Annotated in this window: 21 protein-coding genes; 19 read left to right on the forward strand and 2 right to left on the reverse strand. The window is 61.0% G+C overall.

Annotated elements, in window-relative coordinates:
* The first annotated feature begins 120 nt into the window (after positions 1–120).
* The 10 genes from trpE to trpA all read left to right on the forward strand — a co-directional run bounded on the left by trpE (position 121) and on the right by trpA (position 9,853).
* The gene (gene trpE, locus IPF85_RS04860; RefSeq protein WP_343406938.1) at positions 121–1,599 is read left to right on the forward strand and encodes an anthranilate synthase component I; all 1,479 of its coding nucleotides are present in this window, start codon (positions 121–123) and stop codon (positions 1,597–1,599) included.
* 37 nt (positions 1,600–1,636) lie between these two features.
* Entirely contained in the window at positions 1,637–2,632 is a 996-nt protein-coding gene (gene trpS / locus IPF85_RS04865; protein ID WP_343406939.1) for a tryptophan--tRNA ligase, read from the forward strand.
* A gap of 17 nt (positions 2,633–2,649) precedes the next feature.
* The gene (locus IPF85_RS04870; protein WP_343406940.1) at positions 2,650–3,249 is read left to right on the forward strand and encodes an aminodeoxychorismate/anthranilate synthase component II; all 600 of its coding nucleotides are present in this window, start codon (positions 2,650–2,652) and stop codon (positions 3,247–3,249) included.
* A 98-nt stretch (positions 3,250–3,347) separates the two neighbouring features.
* Positions 3,348–4,388: an anthranilate phosphoribosyltransferase gene (gene trpD / locus IPF85_RS04875; RefSeq protein ID WP_343406941.1), complete on the forward strand. Its 1,041-nt coding sequence runs from the start codon at positions 3,348–3,350 to the stop codon at positions 4,386–4,388.
* Between the two features lie 330 nt (positions 4,389–4,718).
* Complete coding sequence (gene trpC, locus IPF85_RS04880; RefSeq protein ID WP_343406942.1) at positions 4,719–5,690, forward strand: indole-3-glycerol phosphate synthase TrpC; 972 nt, start codon at positions 4,719–4,721, stop codon at positions 5,688–5,690.
* Entirely contained in the window at positions 5,687–6,409 is a 723-nt protein-coding gene (locus IPF85_RS04885) for a DUF554 domain-containing protein (protein WP_343406943.1), read from the forward strand. Before trpC ends, IPF85_RS04885 begins: the two co-directional genes overlap by 4 nt.
* Positions 6,410–6,420: 11 nt before the next feature.
* Positions 6,421–7,089 carry a phosphoribosylanthranilate isomerase gene (locus tag IPF85_RS04890; protein WP_343406944.1) on the forward strand — a complete coding sequence of 223 codons (669 nt, stop codon included), beginning with the start codon at positions 6,421–6,423 and terminating at the stop codon, positions 7,087–7,089.
* A complete protein-coding gene (locus tag IPF85_RS04895) occupies positions 7,086–7,679 on the forward strand; it encodes an NUDIX hydrolase (protein ID WP_343406945.1) in 594 nt (197 codons plus the stop codon). The genes IPF85_RS04890 and IPF85_RS04895 overlap by 4 nt, the downstream gene beginning before the upstream one ends.
* A gap of 5 nt (positions 7,680–7,684) precedes the next feature.
* Positions 7,685–8,932: a tryptophan synthase subunit beta gene (gene trpB, locus IPF85_RS04900; RefSeq protein ID WP_343406946.1), complete on the forward strand. Its 1,248-nt coding sequence runs from the start codon at positions 7,685–7,687 to the stop codon at positions 8,930–8,932.
* Between the two features lie 99 nt (positions 8,933–9,031).
* Positions 9,032–9,853 (forward strand): tryptophan synthase subunit alpha, encoded by an 822-nt coding sequence (gene trpA, locus IPF85_RS04905; RefSeq protein WP_343406947.1) that lies wholly within the window; start codon positions 9,032–9,034, stop codon positions 9,851–9,853.
* A gap of 140 nt (positions 9,854–9,993) precedes the next feature.
* Here the strand turns inward: trpA and IPF85_RS04910 are convergent, their stop codons facing one another.
* A complete protein-coding gene (locus tag IPF85_RS04910; protein WP_343406948.1) occupies positions 9,994–12,165 on the reverse strand; it encodes a ScyD/ScyE family protein in 2,172 nt (723 codons plus the stop codon).
* 1,559 nt (positions 12,166–13,724) lie between these two features.
* Between IPF85_RS04910 and IPF85_RS04915 the strand changes: the two genes are divergently transcribed.
* From IPF85_RS04915 to IPF85_RS04935, 5 genes are all read left to right on the forward strand, one after another.
* Positions 13,725–14,867 (forward strand): hypothetical protein, encoded by a 1,143-nt coding sequence (locus IPF85_RS04915; protein ID WP_343406949.1) that lies wholly within the window; start codon positions 13,725–13,727, stop codon positions 14,865–14,867.
* A complete protein-coding gene (locus tag IPF85_RS04920) occupies positions 14,776–16,866 on the forward strand; it encodes a hypothetical protein (RefSeq protein ID WP_343406950.1) in 2,091 nt (696 codons plus the stop codon). The genes IPF85_RS04915 and IPF85_RS04920 overlap by 92 nt, the downstream gene beginning before the upstream one ends.
* Positions 16,821–19,535 carry an RHS repeat-associated core domain-containing protein gene (locus IPF85_RS04925; protein WP_343406951.1) on the forward strand — a complete coding sequence of 905 codons (2,715 nt, stop codon included), beginning with the start codon at positions 16,821–16,823 and terminating at the stop codon, positions 19,533–19,535. Before IPF85_RS04920 ends, IPF85_RS04925 begins: the two co-directional genes overlap by 46 nt.
* Before the next feature lie 9 nt (positions 19,536–19,544).
* A complete protein-coding gene (locus IPF85_RS04930) occupies positions 19,545–20,066 on the forward strand; it encodes a hypothetical protein (protein WP_343406952.1) in 522 nt (173 codons plus the stop codon).
* A gap of 80 nt (positions 20,067–20,146) precedes the next feature.
* Entirely contained in the window at positions 20,147–20,290 is a 144-nt protein-coding gene (locus IPF85_RS04935; protein ID WP_343406953.1) for a hypothetical protein, read from the forward strand.
* A gap of 6 nt (positions 20,291–20,296) precedes the next feature.
* On the opposite strand, the gene IPF85_RS04940 is transcribed toward IPF85_RS04935, so the two are convergent.
* A complete protein-coding gene (locus IPF85_RS04940; RefSeq protein ID WP_343406954.1) occupies positions 20,297–22,501 on the reverse strand; it encodes a recombinase family protein in 2,205 nt (734 codons plus the stop codon).
* Positions 22,502–22,803: 302 nt separating this feature from the next.
* Between IPF85_RS04940 and IPF85_RS04945 the strand changes: the two genes are divergently transcribed.
* The 4 genes from IPF85_RS04945 (at position 22,804) to IPF85_RS04960 (ending at position 25,096) form a co-directional block, all read left to right on the forward strand.
* Entirely contained in the window at positions 22,804–22,983 is a 180-nt protein-coding gene (locus tag IPF85_RS04945) for a hypothetical protein (RefSeq protein ID WP_343406955.1), read from the forward strand.
* A gap of 98 nt (positions 22,984–23,081) precedes the next feature.
* A complete protein-coding gene (locus IPF85_RS04950; RefSeq protein ID WP_343406956.1) occupies positions 23,082–23,624 on the forward strand; it encodes a hypothetical protein in 543 nt (180 codons plus the stop codon).
* 54 nt (positions 23,625–23,678) lie between these two features.
* On the forward strand, positions 23,679–24,311 hold the full coding sequence (locus IPF85_RS04955; RefSeq protein WP_343406957.1) for a hypothetical protein: 633 nt from the start codon (positions 23,679–23,681) through the stop codon (positions 24,309–24,311).
* Between the two features lie 80 nt (positions 24,312–24,391).
* Complete coding sequence (locus IPF85_RS04960) at positions 24,392–25,096, forward strand: RHS repeat-associated core domain-containing protein (protein WP_343406958.1); 705 nt, start codon at positions 24,392–24,394, stop codon at positions 25,094–25,096.
* Positions 25,097–25,213 lie beyond the last annotated feature (117 nt).

Here is a 25,213-nt window from a genome sequence, read left to right on the forward strand (position 1 = left end):
TTCAACTCCCGTCCCTGGGCAGTCAACGCACTGCCGTGGGACGGGAGTTTCTTTTGGGGAATTTTCTGGCTGCACGGCGCTAAGCGAACCAATTGACATCAGTAGGTGAAGGAGAACCGCATGGTCAAGCCAACTCTCGACGAATTCAAGGCTCTTGCCGGCCAGGGTAACCTGGCGCCCATCGTTCAGGAGCTACCGGCCGACCTGGAAACCCCTGTGTCGGTCTACCTCAAACTGCGCAGCGGCGGCCCCTCCTTCCTGCTGGAGTCGGTGGAGCGCGGGGAACAGTTGGGCCGCTATTCGTTCATCGGCGTGCATCCACCTCTCGTGCTGACCGCCCGCGGCCCGACGGTGACTATCAAGAGCGCGGCCGGCGCGCTGTTGGAAACGCGCACCCTCCCCGATGACCCCCTGGCCGCGGTGGCCGACCTGCTGCACCAGCGCCATCCGATCGAGCTGCCCGGTCTGCCCCGCTTCACGGGCGGCGCAGTGGGCTTTCTCAGTTACGACTGGGTGCGTTTCCACGAACGGCTGCCGCAGACGGCGCCAGATGACCTGAACCTGCCAGACTTCATCTTTCTGCTGGCCGACAACCTGGTCATCTTCGACCATGTGCGCCATCGCCTGCTCGTGCTCGCCAATGCGCGGCTGGATGACGACCCGCTCGCCAGTTACGCGGACGCCGTGGCGCGCATTGATGGCATCGTGGCGCGGCTGCGCCAGCCATCAATGGCGCCCGCCATCCCAGAAACAGTCAGCGGTGCGCCCTGGCGCAGCAATTTCAGCCAGACCGAATTCGAGACCGCGGTCAGGCAGGCCAAGTCGTACATCGCGGCCGGCGACATCTTCCAGGTGGTGCTCAGTCAGCGCCTGCAGCGTGACACCGACGCCGATCCGTTTACCATCTACCGGGCGTTGCGCATGCTCAACCCCTCGCCCTACATGTTCTTCCTGCAATTGACCGATGACCTGCACATCGTTGGCTCTTCGCCGGAGATGCATGTGCGCCTGGAGGGACGGACCGCGCAATTGCACCCCATTGCGGGCACGCGCTGGCGTGGCGCTTCGCCGGCCGAAGATGCCCGCCTGGCTGCGGATCTGTTGGCCGACCCCAAGGAGCGCGCCGAGCATGTGATGCTGGTGGACTTGGGCCGCAACGACCTGGGGCGCGTGTGCGAGGTTGGCACCGTCAAGGTGCCGCTGATGATGAATGTGGAACGCTATAGCCACGTGATGCACATCACCAGCGACGTGCAAGGCACCCTGGCCGCTGAGCATGACGCCTTCAGCCTGCTGCGCGCCACCTTCCCGGCCGGCACGCTCAGCGGTGCGCCCAAGGTGCGCGCCATGCAGATCATCGAGGAACTGGAAGGCACCCGCCGCGGCGTCTACGGCGGCTGTGTGGGCTACATTGATTACGATGGCACCATGGACACCTGCATCACCATCCGCACGATCGTCATGCGGGGCAAAACCTGCTTCCTCCAGGCCGGCGCCGGCATCGTGGCCGACAGCGATCCCACGGCCGAGTGGCATGAGAGCATGAACAAGGCCAAAGCGTTGGCCGTGGCCGTCGAACAGGCAGAGCACGGTCTCTGATCTCCGATCTCCGATCTCCGATCTCAAGGAATGATCTATGACCAACAACAAACGCGTCTTCTCCGGCATCCAGCCCTCCGGGAACATCCATCTCGGCAATTACCTGGGCGCAATCACGCAGTGGGTGGCATCGCAGGATGCCTACGACAACGTCTTCTGTATCGTGGACTTGCACGCGATTACGGTGCCCTATGACCCGCAAACGCTGCTGGCCAAGACACGGGAGCTGGCCGCGCTCTACCTGGCCTGCGGACTCGATCCCCAGAAGAGCGCGATCTTTGTGCAATCGCACGTGCGTGAGCACACTGAGCTGACCTGGCTGCTCAACTGCCTGACCCCCCTGGGCTGGCTGGAGCGCATGACCCAGTACAAATCGAAGGCGCAGAAGCAGGAGAGCGTGGGCACCGGCCTGCTCGATTACCCTGTGTTGATGGCCGCGGACATTCTGCTCTACGATACGGACCTGGTGCCGGTGGGCGAAGATCAGAAGCAGCACGTGGAACTGACGCGCGACCTCGCGCAGCGCGTCAATTTTATGTTCGGTGACATCTTCGTGGTGCCCGAGGTGGTGATTCGCCAGAGCGGCGCCCGCATCATGGGTTTCGACAATCCCGAACAGAAGATGAGCAAGAGCGAGAAGGGCCAGTTTCATGCCGTCAACCTGCTGGATGACCCCAAGCTGGTGCGCAAGACGATCATGCGCGCGGTGACCGACTCTGGCAGCGAGACGCGCTTCGAGCAAGCCGGCGCGGGGGTGCTGAATCTGCTGACCGTCTTCGAGATCCTGGCCGGTTGGGAGCGGCCGGCCATCGAGGCGCACTTCGAGGGGAAGGGCTATGGTTTCCTCAAGAAGGAGGTTGCCGAAACCGTCATCGCGACCCTGGAGCCGATTCAGGCGCGCTATCGGATGTACGCGGACGACCCGGCCGAGCTGAACCGTGTCCTCAAGCACGGCGCGGACAGCGTGGCCCCGCGCGCAGCCGCAACCATGAACAGGGTCAAATCGGCCATGGGCTTTGTTCTACCGGCCTGAAAAGCGGGGAGGGGATCGTGATTGCCTTTATTGATAACTACGACAGCTTTACCTATAACCTGGTGCAGTATGTGGGCGAGATCATCCTGCAGGAGAAGCTGGGCGACCCGCAGGAGATGCTGCGCGTCTGGCGCAATGACCAGGTGACGGTGGATGAACTGGCGGCCCTGGCGCCCAGCCACATCATCATCTCCCCCGGCCCTGGCACACCCGAACACGATTCCGGCATTTCCAACGCGGTCATCGCACGCTTTCATACCACCACCCCGATCCTGGGAGTCTGCCTGGGGCATCAGTGCCTGGGGCATGTCTTTGGCGGCCAGGTGGCGCGCGCGCCGCGCCTGATGCATGGCAAGACCTCGCCAGTCTATCATACCGGCCGCGGCATCTTCAATGGCCTGCCCAGCCCCTTCACCGCCACCCGCTATCATTCGTTGATCGTGCTGGAACCGCTGCCGCCCGTCCTCGAAGTCACGGCTTTCACCGCTGAAGGTGAAGTGATGGGGCTGCGCCACCGCCAGTTTCCGCATATCGTCGGCGTGCAGTTTCACCCGGAGTCCATCCTGACGGAGTGCGGCAAGGATTTGCTGCGGAATTTCCTCGCGCTGAGGGGATAGAGAACCGAGAACCGAGATCAGAGATTGGAGACCTGTCCTGAGCGAAGTCGAAAAATTGGGGCGTGGGGAGCGAAAGGCGGGGGGTGAGGAGCGGGGGGATGATTCAACAGGCGATTGCCAGGCTTTTGGAACGACAGGATCTCAGCGAGGACGAGGCGTTCGCGGCCCTGGGCGAGATCATGCGCGGGGAGGCGACGCCGGCGCAGATTGGCGGCTTTCTGGTCGCGCTGCGCATGAAGGGCGAGACGGTGGCGGAGATTGCCGGCTGCGCACGCGCGATGCGCGCCAGCGCCATCCCTGTCTACTCCCGGCGCTTTGGCCCCGATGAGTTGGTGGACACCTGCGGCACGGGCGGCGATCATGCCGGCACCTTCAACATCTCCACCACGGCCGCCTTTGTGGTGGCCGGCGCGGGGGTGCCGGTCGCCAAGCATGGCAACCGTTCGATCACCAGCCGCTCGGGCAGCGCCGATGTGCTGAACGCGCTCGGCGTCAACCTCGATCTGACGCCAGAGCAGGTGGCGGTTTGCCTGGATGAAGCCAACATCGCCTTTCTCTTTGCGGTCAAACATCACCCGGCCATGCGCTTTGCCATCGGTCCGCGGCGTGAGCTGGCCGCGCGTACGGTGTTCAACCTGCTCGGCCCGCTGACCAATCCGGCCGGCGCCAAACGCCAGGTCATCGGCGTCTACGATCCTGCTCTGACCGCGGACATGGCCGGGGTGTTGGGACGCCTGGGCAGCCGCGCCGCCTTTGTCGTCCATGCCCTGACGCCGGACGGCAGGCCCGGCCTGGATGAGCTGAGCACGACCGGCGTCAACCGGGTCAGCCAACTGCACCCTGACGGCCATGTCAGCACGTTCGACCTGGATACGCGGGAGTTGGGCCTGGCGCCGGCCACGTTGGACGATCTGCGCGGCGGGGACGCGGCGGCCAATGCCATGATCACCCGCGGGATTTTGGATGGCTCACAGCGAGGCGCGCCGCGCGATGTGGTCTTGCTCAATGCGGCCGCCATGCTGGCCACCCTCAGCGGCGATTGGGCCTCTGGCCTGACCCGCGCCCGCGCCAGCCTGGACAGCGGCGCGGCCCTGGCCTGCCTGGAAAAGCTGATTGCGACCAGCCAGGCGGCGGGCTGAAGTGCAAACTTGGACAGGATGAACAGGATAATTGCCCTGCGCTGGGCAAGACGATCGGTGCAGAGGTTCGAAACATCCTGTCAATCCTGGTAACTGCTCACCCTGCAGGCCGATTTGGACAGGATGAACAGGATGTACAGGATTCTTGCTCTGTGGTGTGCAAAACTATCGGCACGAGAGTTCGAATATCCTGTCAATCCTGTGAATCCTGTCTGAATTCCAGGCAGACCCAGCAGTTACCAATCCTGTCTCAGATAGGGACAGGCTGGGTGGTCACAGCGGGCGTGGATAAGGTTGATGAGATGTCAGGCGACCCTAGGAGATGTTCATATGGCGAGCAAGGGTGAGGAAAAAAAGCAGCGGGCGGCGCTGGGGCAGCAGCAGCGATTGATGCAGCAGGGCACGTTCCTGGATCAGATCATGGCGCATAAGCGTGAGGAATTGGCGAAGGAGAAGCGGGAGGTGCCGCTGGCCGATCTGCGCGCAGCCGCGGCGGTGACGGAGCCGCCGCGTGATTTTGCCGCGGCGCTGCGCCCGGCCGCTGGCCCGGTTGGCGTGCGCCTGATTGCTGAAATCAAGCGCGCCTCGCCCTCCAAGGGGCTGCTGTGCCACGATTTTGACCCTGTGCGCCTGGCCGACGTTTACAGCGCCAACGGCGCGGCCGCGATTTCGATCCTGACCGATGCGCGCTTTTTTCAGGGCGACCTGGTGCATATCAGCCAGGTGCGCCAGCATTTCATGACCCAGGCCAGCGCGCAGCCCAGACACCCGCTTTCGTCACGGGACCGGGCCTCTGGGATGCCGGCGACCGTGCGCCCCTTGCCCCTGCTGCGCAAGGACTTTATCTTCGACCCGTACCAGTTGTGGGCCGCACGCGCGGCCGGCGCCGACGCCCTGCTGCTGATCGCGGCGGTCCTCGGCGACCGCGAGCTGCGCGATCTGCTGGCCGAGACCCGTCGCCTGCAGATGGAAGCGCTGATCGAGGTTCATGATGAAGGCGATGTGCGCCGCGCCCTGGCCGCCGGCGCGCGCATCATCGGCGTCAACAACCGGGACTTGCGCACCTTTGCGGTTGATCTGGCGACCACGGCGCGCCTGCGGCCCCTGGTGCCGCCGGAGATCATCTTCGTGGCCGAGAGCGGTATCCAAACGGCGGCCGATGTACATCAACTGGCGGCGCTGGGGGTGGATGCCATGCTGGTGGGTGAGGCCTTTGTCAAGGCCGCGGCGGCCGCGCGCCCCGCCCGTGTGCGCGAACTGGCGCAGGCCGGCCTGGCAGAGATGCAGGAGGCGCAAGCATGATCGGCACCATTCTCAACATCGTCACCGTCATCATCGGGGGCAGCCTGGGCAGCCTGCTGGGCGACCGCCTGCCCGATAAGACGCGCGAGACGGTGCTGGCCGGTCTGGGCCTGATGACCAGTGCGGTTGGCATGAGCATGGCGCTGCAAACCAAGAATGTCCTGATTCCCATGTTCAGCGTACTCCTGGGCGGGGTGCTCGGTGAATGGGCGCGGCTGGAAGATCACCTGGAGGCGGTCGGTCGTTGGCTGGAGCGGCGGGTCGGCCAACGCATGGCGAGCGGGCAGCGCAGCGTGACCCGCGCCTTTGTCACCGCCAGCCTGGTCTTCTGCATCGGCCCGATGACCATTCTCGGCTCGATCCAGGATGGTCTGACCGGCGATTTTCAACTGTTGGCGGTCAAGTCGTTGCTCGATGGCTTTGCCTCGCTGGCCTTTGCCGCCACCCTGGGGCCAGGCGTGATCCTGTCTGCGTTGACGATTCTGGTCGTGCAGGGCAGCATCACCGGCCTCACCGTCGCGCTCGGCAGCACGCTCGGCGAAGTGACCCGCCAGACGCCATGGGTGATCGAGATGACCGCCACGGGCGGCGTACTTGTCCTGGGCATCAGCCTGCTCCTGCTCGATCTGCGCCGCGTGCGGGTGGGCAATCTGATGCCGGCTGTCCTGCTGGCGCCGCTGATCGTGGTTGCCTTGCAGGCGCTGCACATCAACTATTAACGGCGGTGGCGATGACAAGAGTCAAAATATGTGGCCTGACGAACCTGGAAGACGCGCTGGTCGCCATCGCGGCGGGCGCGGACCTGCTCGGTTTTGTTTTCTATGCCAAATCGCCGCGCGGCGTCACCGCGGCGCAGGCGGCCCCGATCATCCAGGAAATCAGGCGCAGGCCATACGGGCAGGGCGCCGTGCAGATCGTGGGCCTGTTCGTGGATGCGCCGTTGCACGAGATGCAGGAGACGATCCTCGCCTGCCAGCTCGACCTGGTGCAGTTGCATGGCGGGGAGCCGCCGCATCGGCTGGAACAACTGGCGCCCCGCGCCTACAAGGCGCTGCGTCCCACGTCCGTGGATGAAGCCGCAGCCGAGGCCGAATGGTACGCTGATCTGGGACCACCGGCCGGGCCGCAACTGCTGCTCGATGCCTTTCATCCGCAGCTTTACGGCGGCAGCGGGCGACTGGGCGATTGGGCGCTTGCCGCCGGCCTGGCGCCCCGCTACCGGATTCTGTTGGCCGGCGGTCTGACCCCGGACAACGTGCGGCAGGCTGTGCGCCAGGTGCGACCCTGGGGCGTAGATGTCAGCAGCGGGGTGGAGGCCGCGCCAGGCCGCAAAGACCCGGAGAAGGTCAGGCGCTTCGTGGCCGAGGCGAAACAAGCATTTGACAGAGGCGCCCAATGACACAAGCCGTTTCCAAGCCAAACGCTTCCCGCCAGGGCTGGCAGATTCGTGCCAGCCGGCATCTTTATGAAAGCCACTGGTACAGTGTGCGCCAGGATGAGATTCGCCTGCCTGATGGTCAGGAGATCACCTTTACCCAGATCGAGCATCCGGGCTTTGTCTCCGTGGTGCCGGTGACGCCGGATGGACAGATCATCCTGATCTACTCCTATCGCTACACGGTGGATGACTGGATGTGGGAAATCCCGGCCGGCGGTCTGGGTAACAAGCCTGGGTTGACGCCGCTGGCGGTGGCGCGGGAGGAGCTGGCCGAGGAGGTGGGCGGCGTGGCGACAGAATGGCGGTCGGTCGGCAGCTACTACGCGGGTGTTGGGTCGAGCAATGTGCGCGCCAATGTCTTCCTGGCGACCGGCGTGCAGTTGAGCGGTGCACAGCATCTGGAGAGCACCGAGATCATCCAGGTGCGCCGTGTGCCGATCACCGAGGCCCTGCAGATGGCCCGCTCCGGTGTCATGCAGGACGGGCAGAGCGCCCTGGCCCTGCTGCTGTGCGAGCCACTGCTGCGGGAGGCGCTCAACGGGAAAGGATGATGACCATGAACCAGGGAAGCGAGCCGGTGAATAACCCGGACCCTCCGACAAACCAGTTTCTTGACGTACCAGACGCCGCGGGTCATTTCGGCCCCTACGGCGGCAAGTTCGTGCCGGAGACACTGATGCCCGCGTTGGACGAATTGGAAGCGGCCTATCTGGATGCGATGGGCGATGCGGCCTTTCGCGCGGAGTTGGACAGGCTGCTCACCACCTACGTCGGTCGCCCCACGCCGCTGACCTACGCCCGCCGCCTGAGCGAGCATCTGGGCGGCGCGCAGATCTACCTCAAGCGCGAAGACCTGGCTCATTCGGGCGCGCACAAGATCAACAACGCGCTCGGCCAGGCGCTGCTGGTCAAGCGCATGGGCAAGCGCCGTGTGGTGGCCGAGACCGGCGCGGGTCAGCATGGGGTAGCCACGGCCACGGCCTGCGCGCTGCTGGGCCTGGAGTGCGTGGTCTACATGGGCACGGTGGACATGGCGCGCCAGCAGCCTAATGTTTTTCGCATGGGGCTGTTGGGCGCGGAGGTGCGGGCTGTGGAGAGCGGCAGCAAGACGCTCAAGGATGCCATCACCGAGGCGATCCGTGATTGGGTGACGAATGTGCAGTCAACGCACTACCTGCTTGGCTCCGCGCTGGGGCCGCATCCCTACCCGCGCATGGTGCGCGATTTTCAGCGCATCATCGGCGTGGAGGCGCGGCAGCAGATGCTGGCGCAGAGCGGACGCCTGCCCGATGCCATTGTCGCCTGTGTGGGTGGCGGCTCCAACGCGATCGGCATCTTCCATCCCTTCCTGGCCGATGAGGAGGTCATGCTGATCGGCGTGGAGGCCGGCGGGCGCGGCATGGCCGGCGGCGAACATGCCGCCCGTTTCGGTGACCCCAACAAAGGCCGCCTGGGTGTCTTGCACGGCACGCGTACCTACGTCTTGCAGGACGCGGACGGGCAGATTGCGCTGACCCATTCGGTCTCCGCCGGGCTGGACTACGCGGCCGTGGGGCCTGAACATGCCTGGCTGCGCGATCAGGAGCGAGCGGGTTACACCTTCGTCACCGATGAGCAGGCCCTGGCAGGCTTCCACACGCTCTGCCGGCTGGAGGGCATCATCCCCGCGCTGGAGAGCGCACACGCCATCGCCCACGTCCTCGACCTGGCGCCCACCATGCGCAAGGATCAGATCATCCTGGTCAACGTCAGCGGGCGGGGAGACAAGGATTTGGATACGGTGCTGCGGGAGGGGGGAGGTTAGAGATCGGAGATTGGAGAGCGGAGATCGGAGATTGGAGAGCGGAGATCGGAGAGTGGAGAGCGGAGATCGGAGAGCGGAGAGTGGAGTGGAGTTCGGATCATGGAGAATGGGGATCGGGAATTGCAGACGGGGTTGGGGCATGTGGAGGCGATTTTTGCCGCGGCGCGGCGTGAGGGGCGCGCGGTGTTCATGCCGTACCTGGTGATCGGTCATCCTGATGCGGAGACTTCGCTGGCGTTGGTGGAGGCCCTGGTTGCGGTGGGTACGGAGATGTTCGAGCTGGGCGTGCCCTTTTCGGACCCGCTGGCCGATGGGCCGGTGATCCAACGGGCCACGCAGCACGCGTTGGAGCAAGGTGTGACGCTGGCCGGATGCCTGGCCGCGGTGCGTGAACTACGGCGCCGGGGGATCAGCGCCGGCTTCAATCTGATGGGCTATGTCAACCCGCTGTTGGCCTATGGCCTGGAGCGTTTTTGCGCCGATGCGACCGCCGCCGGGGTGGATGGCGTGATCGTGCCTGACCTGCCGCCAGAAGAGAACGGTGAGTTGGCGGCCGCATGCAGCCGTCATGGCCTGGCCCTGATCCGCTTTTTGGCGCCGACCAGCACTGCGGCCCGCGTGCAGGCGGTTACGCAGCAGGCCGAAGGATTTCTGTATTTGGTCAGCCTGACCGGCGTCACCGGCGCCCGCGAGGCCCTGCCGGTTGATCTGGCGGCCTTTGTGGCGCGGGTCCGCGCGGCAACGACCGTACCGCTGGCCGTTGGCTTCGGCATTTCGACGCCCGCACAAGCGCACGCCGTGGCCCAGATCGCCGATGGCGTCATCGTCGGCACCGCCATCGTCACCCTTGCGGCCGGCCCCAACCCGGTGGCGGCCGTGCGCGATTTTGGGCAGGCGATGGTAAGGGCGCCGGCAGCATAGGTCAAAGTGCATGCAAAGCTGAAAGGACAGAGAAAGCGAGAGCAGAGGAACAGAGAACAGAGAACAGAGAACAGAGAACAGAGAACAGAAATCGAAAGAGATCGAAGTCTTGTCCTCTGCCCTCTGCATTCAGCGTTGCGTTACGGCGCCTGGTAGATTACCTTCATCTGCGGGCGCACGAAAGTCACGATGTAGTCGGACGAGGTGAATTCAAGCTCGGCATTGGTGCTGCCGTCACCCATGACGACGATGCCGTGGTTCGATGTCGGATCCATGACCCACATCTGCGCCAGGTCCGTCACGTCGAACCAGACCCAGCGGCCAGAACCGCCGACGGAGGTCCGGTCGGCCGCCGTGCTGCTGCGGTCGCTTGGCCCCATGGCGCCGGGCGTTTCCCAGGCCATTCCGGCGTCCGCTTCCATCCAGGTGGCGCCGGCCTCTGACCAGGGCTTGAGCACGCCGTAGGCAGACATGTCCACCGGATTGCCACTGCTGTAGGTAACCCACACGCCGATCTGCGCCTGTGACACATACGCCACGCTGCTGATGCCCGCTAGATCGAACTGTACCAGCGCGCTCTTGACGCCGGGTTGGCGCACATAGAAGTTGGCATCAGCGCCGTACGGCATCATCGGCATCCAGGCGTCGAGGAAGGTATCGCTGGTACCGCTGTAGCCGTTGACGCCATCCTGCAGCACTTCCTGGTAGTCATGCAACGCCGGGACGCTGAGGACGCTGGAGGCCGAAGCGATTTCGGTGTTCATCTGATAGGAATGGAGCATGAAGGTTACACCGGCGCCGGCTGCGCCCAGTTCCACCTTCGCCTGGAAGCCAAAATGCACCTCTTCGCCGGCCGCCTGATCGCCAATCCAGGCCACGGCTACCACCGTGCTGGTGGCGCTGGCCGCGCGTAGGGCTTTCTCACCGCCCGCCTGGAACAGGCGCAGCGCCTCGCCCAGCGGGATGGAGATGGGGAAAGCGCCGCCAAACGCGCTGCCATCCACATAGGAAACCAGGTTGTGGTCAATCGGCACAATGTGCATGACGCCCATCGCAGCACCACCGTCGTTCATTGCGTGTGCGTGGACGGTCACGGTTTCGCCTACGATGGCCGTGTCTGGCTCGACCGTCACCGAGTCGGTGATGCCGATGCGCACGACGCGGCCCATGCCCGGCACCACACCGTATTCCGCCACGTAGAGCGCGCCGTCCGGGCCATAGGCCAGGCCGGTGGGCAGGAAAAGGTCGCCGGTGATCATGGTCTTGCTGCCGTCCGGCGCCACGCGGTAGAGGGCGCCAAACGGGCTGCCCGACAGCAGACCCTCATGCGCCATTTCGACCACGTACAGATTGCCTTCGGGATCGAAGGCCGTGTCCAGGATATTGGTGAAGCCGCTGGCGTAGGTGTCGAAGCCGCTGTCTGTCACGCGATAGACATTAGCGCCGCCAACCGGGAAGGGGAAGCCGGTCAGTTCACCCACATAGTAAGCGCCGTCAGGCCCCTGCGATACCGAAGTGGGCACGGCCTGCATGGGGATCATGCTGCCGGAACCGGGCGGGAACTCCACCATGACATCCGGGAAAACGGCCATCGTCGAGATCGTGCCGGTCATCCAGGCGTGCAGCAGGTCGTTGCCGCCGGCATCCGCCACCACGAAACCGTCGCCGTACGCGAACAACGCGTAGGGGTTGCTGTCGAGCACGCCGCCGTCGGGATTGGCCACGCCCTCATAGCCGGCAATATCAATGAAATTCTGCCAGCCGCCATCCTCATGGAACGCCACCAATTGGCCGAAGTTCATGCCATCGGCGCCCAGGAAACCGAGCGGGTCGCGCAGGGCAGGGTCAGCGCCCAAGCCTACGACACCGAAGAGATGGCCGCCTGGATCGAAGGCCACATCCTGCACGCCTACTGCTTCGCCGTCCGGCGTGGACAATGAGATCAGCGCGGGGCCAAGAACAGTCTGCTGGCCGTTGAGCACGCGCGTGACCTGGCTGGTGTAGCCCCAACAGACCTGTGAGCCGTCCGGGAAGGTGAAGCACGTGGATCCACCAACGCCTGCCTCGGCAATATAGAGACCGCCGTCCGGGCCAAAGGTCATGCCGCGCGGGTTGTTCAGGCCCTCGGCAACCACCTGGAAAGAGGTCGGATGCAGCGGGGCCGCGGCGCCGCCCAGGTAGTGACCCCACACCGATGGTTTGATCACCGGTTGTGTGGCGGGAGCGCTGGCGCCGGCGACAGGCGCCAACGCCACAAGCAACAGGGTCAAGATCAGGGAGAAAGTGAAAGCTCGATATGTATGCTTCTTCATCATTCGTGTACCTTTCGCAACTGATAACTGGATTGTCTTGAGTAGAGACAGACACACACTCGTGACTCGAGGCGCCTCCTTGCGATGACAAACAACAAATGGCTGGGGTCGCAGCCGTGTGGGATTGTTGATCGTACGACCTGGATCGAGTTGACTAACGCGCGGGAGTCAGTGGCACAGGGTCCCGCCAGGCAGGTCAGCCAGGTGGGCGTGTTGATGGCATCCCGTAACATTTGTAGCACATTCAGCGGGGTTTGTCAACGAATATAGAAATTTCCGGGCAGAGAAGGCTGGGCGGATTCTTGCCACGAATTGCACGAATTGCCACGAAGGCAGAAGCTCGATTCGTGCAAATTAGTGAGATTCGTGGCAGAGAAAGCTGGGCGGCTCCTTGCCACATAGAACACAAAGAGCGCAAAGACGCCGCCAATCTGCGAATCTTCTGCCGTTGCTTTGTGTTCTATGCGTTCCTTGTGGTCGAACGTCTGCCCAATTCGGAATTGCTGCGCCCAAATTTTGCCTCTTGACAGAGCGCGCGCGCGTGGTATGCTGTCACCAGTCACAAGTCTGCCCCCCGCCTTCCGAGTCGTCTCTCGCCGCCGGAAGTCCCTGGCGAGAGTTCTTTCTCCCGCCCGCGACCTCCTTACAGCAGTCAGGAAAATGTCCCTGACCCCGCCTCCGCCTCGTTTCGGTTCTGCGTGAAAGGAGATTTTGTCATGCCATCGTGTACTGCTGTCTCGTTCCTCTCATCGTCGCGTCGTTCCACTCGCTGGCCGCGGCCGCTGGTCGCGCTGCATCTGCTGGTCATCGGCAGTCTGCTGTGGTCGCCGGTCGCCGCGGTCGTTACCCCCCCGCAAATAAGCACCGCTACTAAATGTATTCTTTGTGTCTTGGTGTGAGATTTCTTTCTCGGCTCACACAAAGACGCCGAGACACAAAGAAGTATTCTCTAACCCCTTTGTGTTCTTTGTGTCCTGGTGTGAGGTCTCTTTCTTGCTCACACAGGGACGCCAAGACAGAAAGGAGTAATCCATGGCGTCTTCGTAAAATTTCTGTCGCCGCGCGCCTTGACAGCTATAGAGAATTGAGGTATATTGAAGTCAATACAAGTTTGTCCCACGCACAGTTTCCATCTTCTGTACGCCCGACAATCTTCTGTGGCAATCCAGGTTTCGTTCCAGCGTTTCGGAGAGAAATGGAGGATGCTTCTATGCCACGCTTGTCTTCTTCGTCCCTTCTACACTTCTTGGTTGTTCTCGGTTTGCTGTTCCCATCGGTTGCTTATGTCGCCCCCCCCCCCATTAAATAATACAACAATGTCAGATGTGGCCAGGCCACTGCCTGCAGCTACAACCACCTTTGCCATGGCGAATAGCCAAACCGCTCCGTTATCTCAGCCAAACTTATCGTTTGTGATCAACGCAACCCCGACTCAAGCACCCCCTGGCGCCGTGGTGACGTTTGCGTACACCGCATGGCACAAGTCCTTCATGGCGGCTGACATCCATGCCACGGGTCTGTTGCCGCCAGGGCTGCGGTTTATTAGTGGCGATACGGGAGTGACTCACGATAGTCGCCTGGGAGTGGTCACGTGGGAACAGGCGCAGGTGCCGCCCGAGGAGGAAGCCAGCGCCAGTTTCCAGGCTCAAGTGGTTACCAGCGATTGGGGGCAGACGCTTGCCTTGACGATGACCGCAGGCGGTAATGCTCAGACTGGCTCAGCGACCGCTGCTGTTGTCGTGAGTCTACAACCTGCGCTGACGCGCCGCATGCAGATTGCGGGCGCGGAAGGCGGAGAGTTTGATATTGACCAGGGATGGGCCAGTGTGATCGTACCGGCAGGCGCCAGCCCCCATCCCATCACCCTGGAGCACACCTGGCAAATTCCTGATAGCAATCAGGTGACCGCCTTCGATCTACAGATTCTAACCACAGGACCGTTATACAAACCAGTGACGGTGCGCGTACGCTATGCCGACCCTGACTGGCCCATTCAGGAGATCACGTTCTATCACCAGAAACTCGAGAGCGAAACCTGGGAAATCCTGCCCACGGTGGTGGATGCCCCAATGGGGACATTGAGCACGACGATTGAGCAGAGTGAACGCCTTGCCCTGGCTCCGTATGACGAGGATTTCAACTACCTCAAGGGACTGATGACCCCGTCAGTGACCGGCTTACAAACGAGCCTGTGGACCGGGGATAGCACATTTAGTTATCCCCTACTACTTCCACCTGGCCCAGCACAGGCCACGCCAGCCCTGGGGCTGACTTACAGCAGCGGCGCCGCCAATAGTATGTTGGAGATGCACAAGAATGAGCGTTGGAGCCAGGCCAGCGACTTTGGCCTGGGATGGGAGTTGAGCGGCGCCGGTGCGATCACACGGGATAGCGACGGGAATCACTTCCTCGAATTTGCTGGTGGTGGTTTCAAGCTGGAGAGGATTTCTGGCACCAACGAATGGAAGACGGCGCCGGAGAGCTTTCTGCAGATAACTCACCAGGAAAATACACATCTCATACGCCAGGAGCGGGTGAGCGGTTTCTGTGCGAGTGGGACGGATAAGGGGTATGTCTACATCCAAGCACAATTTACCCAGGCCCTGGGTCGTGCGCACGCCGGACGGCACTGCGTACACTTTGGGCGATACCGTGTTGGATGCCAATCAGATTCCGCAAGACGCCGGCAAGACGGCCTATAACTGGATGTTTCAACAGACAGGCCCCTGCGCGTGCGGGCTGGCAGGGCGTACGGAAAAATGTGGCCATGTCAATCTGCGTCCGTACCGTTGGAACCTGTCCGTTGTCCAACCCACGGCCGGCCCGGCTTGGACATACGATTACGGTCATGAGCAGCTCTTCTTGCGCAACAGCACACCCACGGACAATGAGTTGTGCGAGTTCATTCATGACGATGCATCTGTTGTGAGTGAGAAGGGGCACATTCGTGACACATGGTTGGAGGCGATCGGGTACGATAACGACCATTACCAGGTGAAAATCAACTACGACACGCCGTCCGGCCACCGATCTGACTATCCAAATGGCCCCAACGGTGGGTTTCACTGGGATTATGCTGACCCGAATCACGAGAACGGATACACCTGCGAGAATCAGTGGGTCGTGTCCGACAAGATTGCCGACGCTATTGTCGTGAAGGCCCGCGCGGATACGAATCAGTCCTGGAATGACTCCAGCCATGTGATCCGGCGTTACAATTTGGAACACACCTACCACAATCACTTGGCGCTGACCACTATTCAAGAACAAGACAGGGCGGGCGCTCAACTGCAAGCGGTGGGCTTTGCCCATACGACGAATATTGGCAACGCAGCCAATGGCGAGGCCATCCATACTGTGACCAACACGTACGGTGGCCAGGTCAATCTGACCTATAGTCGCCTGAGCTGCGGCAGCGCTTACCTGACTTGTAGTGGCAGCGCGCCACAAAATGGGCGTATCGTAGTGCAGCAACGAGACGTGAAACCCTGGCCCACTGAGACAGCATCCGTGCAGAGTTACGCCTACACGGGCGGGCGATATGCGCAACCGGATCCTCCCAATGGAAGATGGGAGTTCTGGGGATTTGCCCAGACCACTGAGAACATGACAGGTGCGGACACGGCGCCCCGGCGCACCGAGACGCATTTCGTCAATCAGTATGCTGCGCCGACGGATGTTCAGATCAAAGGCAAAATTGACTGGCAACGCACCGTAGCAAGCGACACCAACACCGAATTGCAGCGTACGGTCTATACCTGGACGGGCGCCGGCAATTTTCCTCAAATGGAAGACATGGAAGAGTACCTGGATAACCGGCCGCACAGGCAACAGCAGTATTTTTACCAACTATTCCGCCAAGGCGGGAGGCAATACGGCAATGTCACCGAATTCCAGGAGATCAGCGGTGATTCTACAGGCTGGGCTGGAGCACCGACACGGACAACCTACAATCTCTATTACCCACGGAATGAGGCTGGCGCTTACGTGGTGGGAAAATTGGCGCGGCGTGACTTATTCGACGGCATCTGGTGCCAGGAAGGTTGTGGTACGATAGCCGGTCAGACACTGTTCTACTACGATGGGAACAGTGTCAACACAACGCCACCCACGCAGGGACTGTTGACCCGGCAAGCTGTGAACAGTGGAACATCTCTCGGCTGGCTAAACACCGACATTTCCTACTGGCCGGGGACGGCCAATGTCAATGTCGTGACCGACCCGAATGGGACAGCCATGCGGCGTTCTACGATAGTGCATTTCGAGCCTTTCCTGTGTGTGGCAAAACGCGCCAGGGCACACCACAATAACACGCTACTTTGGTGTACCAGGATCCATAGAGCCGGGGTGTCAACCGGCAACGGGAGCGATCCCGACCCGAATCAGCCAGAGCAAGGATGGTTCTTTGGAGAGGTGGAGGATACGCGCGACCCGAATGACGCGCTGACCAGTTATGCCTACGATACGTGGGGGCGTCTGGTGAAAGTCTGGCGTCCCGGGCAGGTGAAGCCGACCGATAGCGCAACCCAGATTATAGACTATGTCAACTACGCACGTCAATGCCCCGTTCGACGTGCAAGTGCGCCAGCGATGACGACGGCAGCGCTGCTGCAACGTATTTCTGGTCGTGGACCTTCTATGATGGCCTGGGGCAAATGCGTCAGAAACGGTTGGAGGCCGATAATTTACAGAATGCCGTGACTGATTATGCCTACAACGGCCTGGGTTTATTGGTGAAAGAGAGTACGTTGCCCAGTTTTAGTACGACGAATGGCAGCTATACAGCGCCGATCTTTTCCCCCGGCAAGCAAATGAGCTACGATGCCCTGGGGCGCCTCCGCCAGGTAGTCAACCCAGACGGCAGTGATACGCGAACCTACTACCGGCACGACGGCGTGCAACGCATGACGGCCGTGGTGGATGCACGCGACCATCAAACGATTCGCGTCAGTGATGCCTTCGGGCGACTGGTCCAGGTCAAGGAGTTCGATAGCGGGGCATATACAGGCGACCCCGATTGGTATGCCACACCATACGCCACCACGAATTATGGCTACAACGTCCGCGACCAGTTGATGGATGTGTGGGATCATGCGAACAACCATACCCAGATGGAATACGACCTGGCGGGCCGCAAGCTGGTGATGGGGGACCCAGACATGGGCACGTGGACGTATGCCTATGACCCTGCGGGCAACCTGACGCAGCAGACCGATGCGCGGGGATGCCAGAGCAATTCAAGTTACGATGCTCTCAACCGGGTAACAGAGATGACCTACAGCGGGCCGGGAGCCTGTGGTAGTCAGGAGCCAGCCTGGTACGCCTATGATGGTCCAAGCTACTTGTTCCCGAATGCCATAGGGCGGCGCGTCCGTGCGCAGAGTTCGGCCGAAGTGACGGTGTGGTTTTACGATCCACGCGGACGTGTGACCGAGGAGCGTGTCTTGCGCAACCCGGACGAGGACTGGGTGCATACGAGTTGGACTTACGACAATGCCGACCGGGTGCGTCGGCTGACTTACCCGACGGGGGAAACCGTCGAGTATCAGTACAACGCCCAGGGGTTGCCGGACGCCTTGCACCAAGCCGCAAGCAGCGGCGCCTTCACCTACGTGGCAGACACCAGCTACAATGCCTTGGGATTATTGGAGGTGCGCTGGTTGGGCGCCAACCTGGTGCGTCAGGGTTACACCTATGCGGCGCGCGAGAACTTTCGTCTGACGGCGGCCACGAGCGGCAAGCTCAGCCCGGCCTACAACGAACAACAAGCACTGGCATACACGTATGACGATGCCGGCAATGTGCAGCGCATCACCGACGGCGCCACGCCTGGTGGTACGCAGACACAGGACTTCGCCTATGACCTTCTCGACCGGCTGGTTTCGGCGCAGGCAAGCGGTGGGACGGCCGGCACGTATCCTGCCCAGGGGTATGAATACGACGAGGTTGGAAATATGACCCGGTTTGCGGGTACACCATTGTACTATCAGGATAGCGCCCATGCACACGCCGTCACGCACGTGAGCGGGACGACCCCACAGGATGAACGATACCAATACGATGCGAACGGCAACGCCATCGTGATCAAAGGTACACACACCCTGGCACTGACGTATGATGCCGCAAACCGACTGGTCCAGGTTGTGGCGACCGATGCGGCAAACCAGATGGTCTATCGGACCGACTATCGCTACTATCCAGGGACGCCGCACATGAAGATCAACACCTACTACCCAACCGGCTATGTCACGGTGAATGAGTTTCATGTGGGCGGCAGTTACGAGGAGATCTACGATCCGCGGGTGCATGGGAATCCGTGGGAGCGCACGGTACGGACCTATTACGAGGCCGGCGGTCGGCGGATCGCGTTGCGCCAGCGGATAGGTGCGGCGTCCGCGCCGAGTGTGGTTTACTGGCTGTTGACCGATCACCTCGGCAGCACGAACGTGACGTTGGCCGAAAACGGTGAGCGCGCAACCGAGTTGCTCTACTACCCGTATGGCGCGGTGCGCCACAACGCTAACAACCAGGTGACCGACCGGCGCTTCACGGGACAATGGCGTGAGCCGGCGAGTGGGCTATACTTCTACGGCGCGCGTTGGTACGACAGCGGCATCGGCCGGTTCATTCAGGCCGATACGATCGTCCCACAGCCGGGAAATCCGCAAAGTCTGAATCGTTACAGTTATTGCAGCAGTAATCCACTACGTTTTGTTGACCCCAGCGGCCATGCTGGAGTAGATTTCGGGGGCGGCGGTGGTGGCGGCGCAGGTGTCGGGTTGATTGTGGCCCTCATGCAAGGCGCCCAACAGACCATGACCCAGGCGCAAGGGGCGATTTATCAGTATGGCCCGGTAGCAGCCCAGACCACGTGGTTGTATGGAAACCAAACCATCGCCGCCGGTGATCAGCTAGCGCAGGCGGCGCAGAATGCCGGTCAGGGTGGCAATACGGCGGGGCCGGGTGGGCTGGACCCGAACGATCCTCTTTTCCGCAAACTGATCCAGCAAACTGGAGAAGCTGATCCTATCAAGGCGATTGCCAAAGCCTCTGTCCAGGGACCAGCAAATGCGGGCGTAACAAACGGTGTGACTGTCTTGGGGCGTTTTCCGGCATATGTCAATACGGCAAACAGACTCGGTGCGAACTTCCTCAACTTCGTCGATGATAGTTGGGATAGGCTAACCGATGCGCAGAGGTGGGCTGTGAACAAGCAGTTCTTGGATGATGCTATTGCCCGTAGCGACACTTTTAGGTTGGCAAGTTTGGTAAGCGAAGCGAAAGCGGGGACCTATTTCAGAAAGGAGCTGGAATATCTGATCTCACTTGGGTATGACGTAGTGGGCGACATGTTGGTAAAAGTCAAGTAGGAGATAGATATGACGCAACTCAGGCTCACCGAGTTAATACACGAGCCTTTTCACTGTTTAGCGGAGAGCTTTGGTTTCTCAGTAGTGCATGCAGAGGACTATCCGAAGGATTATGGTAATGCCATCGTGGTACTCCAATCCCGTGTGTGTCGTCTACGAATCATAGTGGAACGAGAACGCGTCTTTGTTGAAGTCGGTTCGCTGCAAGCGCCACTAGATTGGGCGATCCACGCTTCTCACTTATGGTTCGATATAGGTGACGTTATCTTGTTCTTGACTGACGGGAAGACCACATGGGAGTATCCTTTCCCCGATAGTGATCTACGTGGCGCTGCTCTTATCGCGAATCAAATAGAGAGCATTGCAGGTGAATTGCAGCCTTACATTGGTGAGGTACTTCATCTATTTGAACCTGAAGTATTCGAGGAGCAACGGGCAGGATTGTTAGAGTACAGACAGCGGCAGGCTGATAAATGGTTGAATTCGCTCTACGAAAAACGCCGTATGGCTGACCGGGAAGCCGAGTTGTAGTTGCAGGTTGCTGGTTTCCCAGCACCTTCGACCGAGCCCCTCCCATCAGGTGGGTTATTTCACAGGGTCAAGAGGTGTATTTGAGTGTACCCAATGGTGAATTCGCCCAATCCCAAGAACCTGCCATCGGCAATCTGTACGAGAAGAAGGTGGTCGGCAGCACAACGACACACACGAAATACTACTATTTCAACGGTGAGCGGGTGCCACTGACGTCAGCATAATGCACCTCAAGTGAGTGTGGGATTGGGGATGGGTTGGGGTGGCCGCTGGACGTACCAGCGCCAGACGTGATTGTGCCAGATGCGATAGGTGAGCAGGGTACCCGCCTGCACCTGCTGGCGAATCTGCTCAGGACTGAGGCCCAGGGCGGACGGTGCGTCGGCCTCGAGGATCAAATCCGGGGTCAGGGGTGCGGCGCCGCTGTAGCGGTGGTGATCCGCCTCTGTCAGGCGCACCCAGAGCGGGGCATGGGGTTGACGCTGTTCACCCACCAGTCGGCCGCGGCGATACCAGTCGCAGATCATGCCCGGCGAGACGTTGAGTTGTTGCGCCGCCTCGGCTGCCGAGAGCAACCCATCTCCGCGCGGGCCGGGTTGCCTGGCGTAGGGGCCGCACGCGGTGGGGATGCGATACTTGATGCGTGTCTGACGCACGTTTTCCTTCGTCCAGGCGTGATGCGTCGCCGTCTGCCGCCCTTCGGCGTTCAGGATTTCGGCGATCCGATAGTCCGGCTCCGTCGCGGCAAGCTCCCGTAGCCGAGCCAGCACCGGTTGGGGCGTGCGACAGCCGGGACGCGGGCGTGGGACTGTCACCTCGGTGGCGGCGCCGGTCTGCCACAGCACCTGGATGCGGGTAAAGCCAACCTGACTGAAGCTGTCGAGGGTCACGGTTTTGATCAAGCAGCGCAGCAGGCGTTTGCGGTCGGCGTTCGTTGTGGTCGGGGCATGCCAGAGGGCAGGCAGATCTGCGGCCAGACGGCGGATTTGTGCCTGTTCAGCGCTGCTGAGTGGCAGAGGCGCTGCGGCTTGCAGTTCGGTCCAGGCCCGCTCGACTGTCTGAACCGCGACGAGTTGTTCTTCCCAACGTCGTTCCAACTCGGCGGCGACCAGGCGGTTGTCTGGGTCCACCTGTTCGTAGCGCCGACGGGCGAGGGTGGCCTCGTAGCGGGCGTGTTCCAGGCGCTCCAGCCAATGGCGCTGTAACTGCTGACGTTCAGCCTCGGCCTGTTGGCTGGCGACCAATGCCAATTCGAGTTGAGCCGGTTGCACGGCGGCTAACAGAAGCTCGGTGACGGCGGCATCCACGTGCGTCACGCCGAAACGTTGGCAGCGAGGCTGGGCCAGGGCTTGGCTGAGCGCCTCGCAGACGTAGATCGGCTTGTTGCGGTAACGCGGGCGCAGCGGGCGGCCACAGCGAGCGCACAAGACGATGCCTTGCAGCAAGGCCAACCCTTCCCGCGCCGGTCCGGCGGCAGCCATGGGCGCCAACTGACGATTTTCGGCCAGTTGTTTTTGATTCTCCTGGTACTCAGCCCAGGTGATGTAGCCCTCGTGGGCGTCGGGTTTGAGCACAATCCATTTTTCCTGCGGCAAGCGCTGCCGGCGCACTTTGCCCTGACTGCCCGGCAGGTGTTGACCCTGCGTACGGCCATAGGCATAGGCGCCAGCATAGATGGGGCGTTTCAAGATCTGGTAGATGGTGGTGAAATCGGCGGGCCGCCACGCCACCAGGCGCCCCCCTAACCCATCAGATGTCAGGTACGGCAGGGTCAGTTGGTGGTCGTGGCAGTAGTGCAGGATGCGGTGCGCACTGCCCAATTGGCGAAAGAGCGCAAAGACCAGGCGGATGGCGTCCTGCACCTGGCGGTCGGCGGTCAGCACGACTCGGCCATCTGCAAGCCGATCATACCCCACCGGCAGACGTAAGGCAAGTTCGCCGCGTCTGGCTTTGTTGAAGAGGGCGGCAGTCAGGTGGGTGCGCATGTTGTACCACTGGGCTTCGGCAAAGGTGCCCTTGAGGCCGAGCAGCAGACGGTCATCGAACAGGCGCGGGTCGTAGATTCCGGCGGAATCGGAGATCAGGGTGGCGCAGAGAGAGGCCAGATCGAGAAGCCGATACCAGTCAGCGCAGTTGCGGGCCAGGCGCGAGACATCGGTGACCAAAATGATGCCAACCTGGGCGAGACCAACGGCGCTAACCAACGTCTGAAAGCCGGTGCGCTCGGCGCTGGAGATGCCGGATTTGCCCAGGTCATCGTCAATGATCTGCACCTGCTCTGCGGGCCAACCGAGGCTGACGGCGCGTTGGGCGAGCTGGTATTGCAGGTCCTGACTCTCCAGGTGCTCTTTGACCTGACCGGGAGTGGACTGGCGAATGTAGACCACGGCTTGACGAGCCAGATGGCCGGGTTGAATCTTAGTCGGGCTGGTCATGGCTGGCCTCCATCTGCTTGACCTTGACAAGGATTTGTGCCAGAATCAGCACAGCCTGCTTCTGCCGGCAATGAGGCAGACTCAGCCAGACATCCTGACTCCTGATAGAGGGAGGAGGTTGTTGGGGTGAGGTGGACTGCGGGGCTAGTGAGTGTGACTGGGACATGGTGCGTTTCCTCCTTACGAGAGAGTTCGCACACCATGATAGCCAGTTGGCGCAAGATTGTCACGTGTACAGGGGGGAGGTCGGCCGAGATTATCGGCGAGAAATTCACGCTGTCCTCAACCGCACGACACCAGGCTTGTGGCACAAGCTGCCGGGCGCCTGCGTCCGTCTCGATGAGCCAGCATGGTTCATCCGCATGCGGACGCCGACCGTTTCGCAGCACCTTGACGATCTGTCCGCGCAAGGGGTGATGTGGCTGCACGATCCGCACATGCCGCAGATCTGTAACCGCTTCGGGGGTAGTATGTTGATGTAACTCCACTCGGGTTCATCGATCCAAGCGGACACGCAGCCATATGTGGAACAAGTGCAGATGATGGTTGTGGCGGCATAGATGCGCTCCACAGCATTGAATTGCAACTGCGGCGAGGAAGACTGGATCCAATCGGCGCCAAGCAAGCGTATTATCAGTATTACCTGGCGCACCCTGGCGAGGACGCAGGCGCCTATCAGCCACTCAACCCAACTGAAGAATTCAACGGCATCATCTCGACCGGATATGCGCAAGCTCAAGCGGAGTTGGGCGCAGCAAATCTTGGCGGGTTAGCACTGGGCGCGGCGACCACCAATGGCGTGATCTTCGAGGCGATGTCCGGTTATGGGGGGAATGTAGCGCACGGGATTGGGCTTCTGGCGGCTGGCGGAGCACTCGGAAATATCACGATATTGAAGCGTGCCTTCCGGAATGAACAGGATCGATTCTTGAGAAAGAACGAAACAGGATTGTCGGTTCACATTGGGGCAACCGATGATCAAATTTCAGCACACCTACGGGGTGACATTTTGACAGTAGCGCACAGCGACGCCATGGACCTGGGGATGGCAGTCGCAAAAACAGATGGAACGATCCCAGAATTAGTTCCATACCACTACGAAATTGTGCAAGGGCCAGGATAGACATGGAACCAGTTCAAGAACGCTCTTAAGAGCCTACTGTGGAGGAAATAGCCGATGTGGTATTTGATCGATCAAGCCCCCCAAGGATTCAATATTGGCTTCCTAGAGTGGCTACGAATCACCGAGGACTCTCTGTCAACCTCCTTTGCAGATTGGTACCCATCAGATGTGGAAACGCAGGAGGTGAAGCAACTGATACAGTGGATCGGCCAAGAAGTCCCAACAGACCTGCAGATCTACTATATGTGCGCCTATCCCTTCGATAGAGTGAAGAATGGAGTATCATTATGGGCAGAGCGAATCGAGCGATTCATGAGAGTTTGGGTGGAACGACAACGGCCTGAGAATTGGGCAGCAGAACGTGAAAACAGTCTCCCTTCTCCGATACCGGTGCTTTGGCCTGTGGACTGTTTTCATCGCTACGATACGGTAGCGTTCCTGACCGAAGAGAATGAATTAGCAGTGATCCATGTTGATTCATTATCGGCCAAAGCGACGCCTGTGGCTTTAGGGCTCAGGAACTACTTCCTGACCCAGGTAGCGTTGCAGATTCTTGCGCATGAGTTAAATGTTGAACCTAACTGGAACAGATTGTGCTCACATCCGACTATTGCTTTGCTGTCGCGGTGGCCTGCTGTTGATCCACCGCGACACATATGCCTGGAAGCGGGATCTCGCATTACCTAGTGAAACCCAAAAATACTCTTCAGGAGTGAATTCTCGTTCATAATCCAGGCAATAAAGACGTCACGGCGAGTAAGTCCAGTGTGGGAAGCACTGTGTACGGTGCGCCATCGCCGGGGAATTGTCGGGCGGGGACGCCGGCGACGAAGCCACATGCGGTGCAGCAGGCGGGCAGCAGCAACGTCTACAGCTACGACTGCAACGGCAACATGACCGGGCGCACGGTGGGCGGGGTGACCTACACGCTGGTCTACGATGCGGAGAACCGCGTGCAGCAAGTGAAGCAGGGAAGCACGGTGCTGGCCGGCTACACCCATGACGCCGACGGCAACCGGGTGAAGGCCGACTTCGGCGGCAGCGTGACGGTCTATGTCGGCGCCTACTACGAGAAGACGACATCCGGCAGCAGCACGACGATCACGAAGTATTACCAGGCCGGCGGTCAGCGCATTGCGCTGCGGGTCAACGGGGTGGTGCGCTGGCTGGCGACCGATCACCTGGGCAGCACGGCGCTGACAGTCAGTGAGACCGGCGGCCGGATGTCGGAGATTCGCTACAAGCCGTGGGGCGAGAGCCGCTACACCTTCGGCGCGACGCCGACGCAGCGCCGCTTCACCGGGCAGGTGCTGGACGAGGTGGCGGGCGGGTTGTATTTCTACAACGCGAGATACTACGACCCGGCGCTGGGGCGGTTCGCGAGCGCGGATACGTCTGTGTTCTCTGTAGTCAAAAACCTGGCCACATTTGGAACTGCTGGGCGCTCCTGCGTCTCTGCATCCCTGTGTTGAATTTCTGATCTGACAACAGCGGTATCGCTGCCTTCGACAGGCGCAGGCGGCGGAAGGCGTCGTTGGCGCCGGATGCCTGAGCAGTTACGAAAGAAATCCAAAGAAAACTGATCTGCT

The sequence above is a fragment of the Candidatus Amarolinea dominans genome (assembly GCF_016704685.1).
In the GTDB taxonomy this organism is placed as follows: Bacteria; Chloroflexota; Anaerolineae; order SSC4; family Amarolineaceae; genus Amarolinea; species Amarolinea dominans.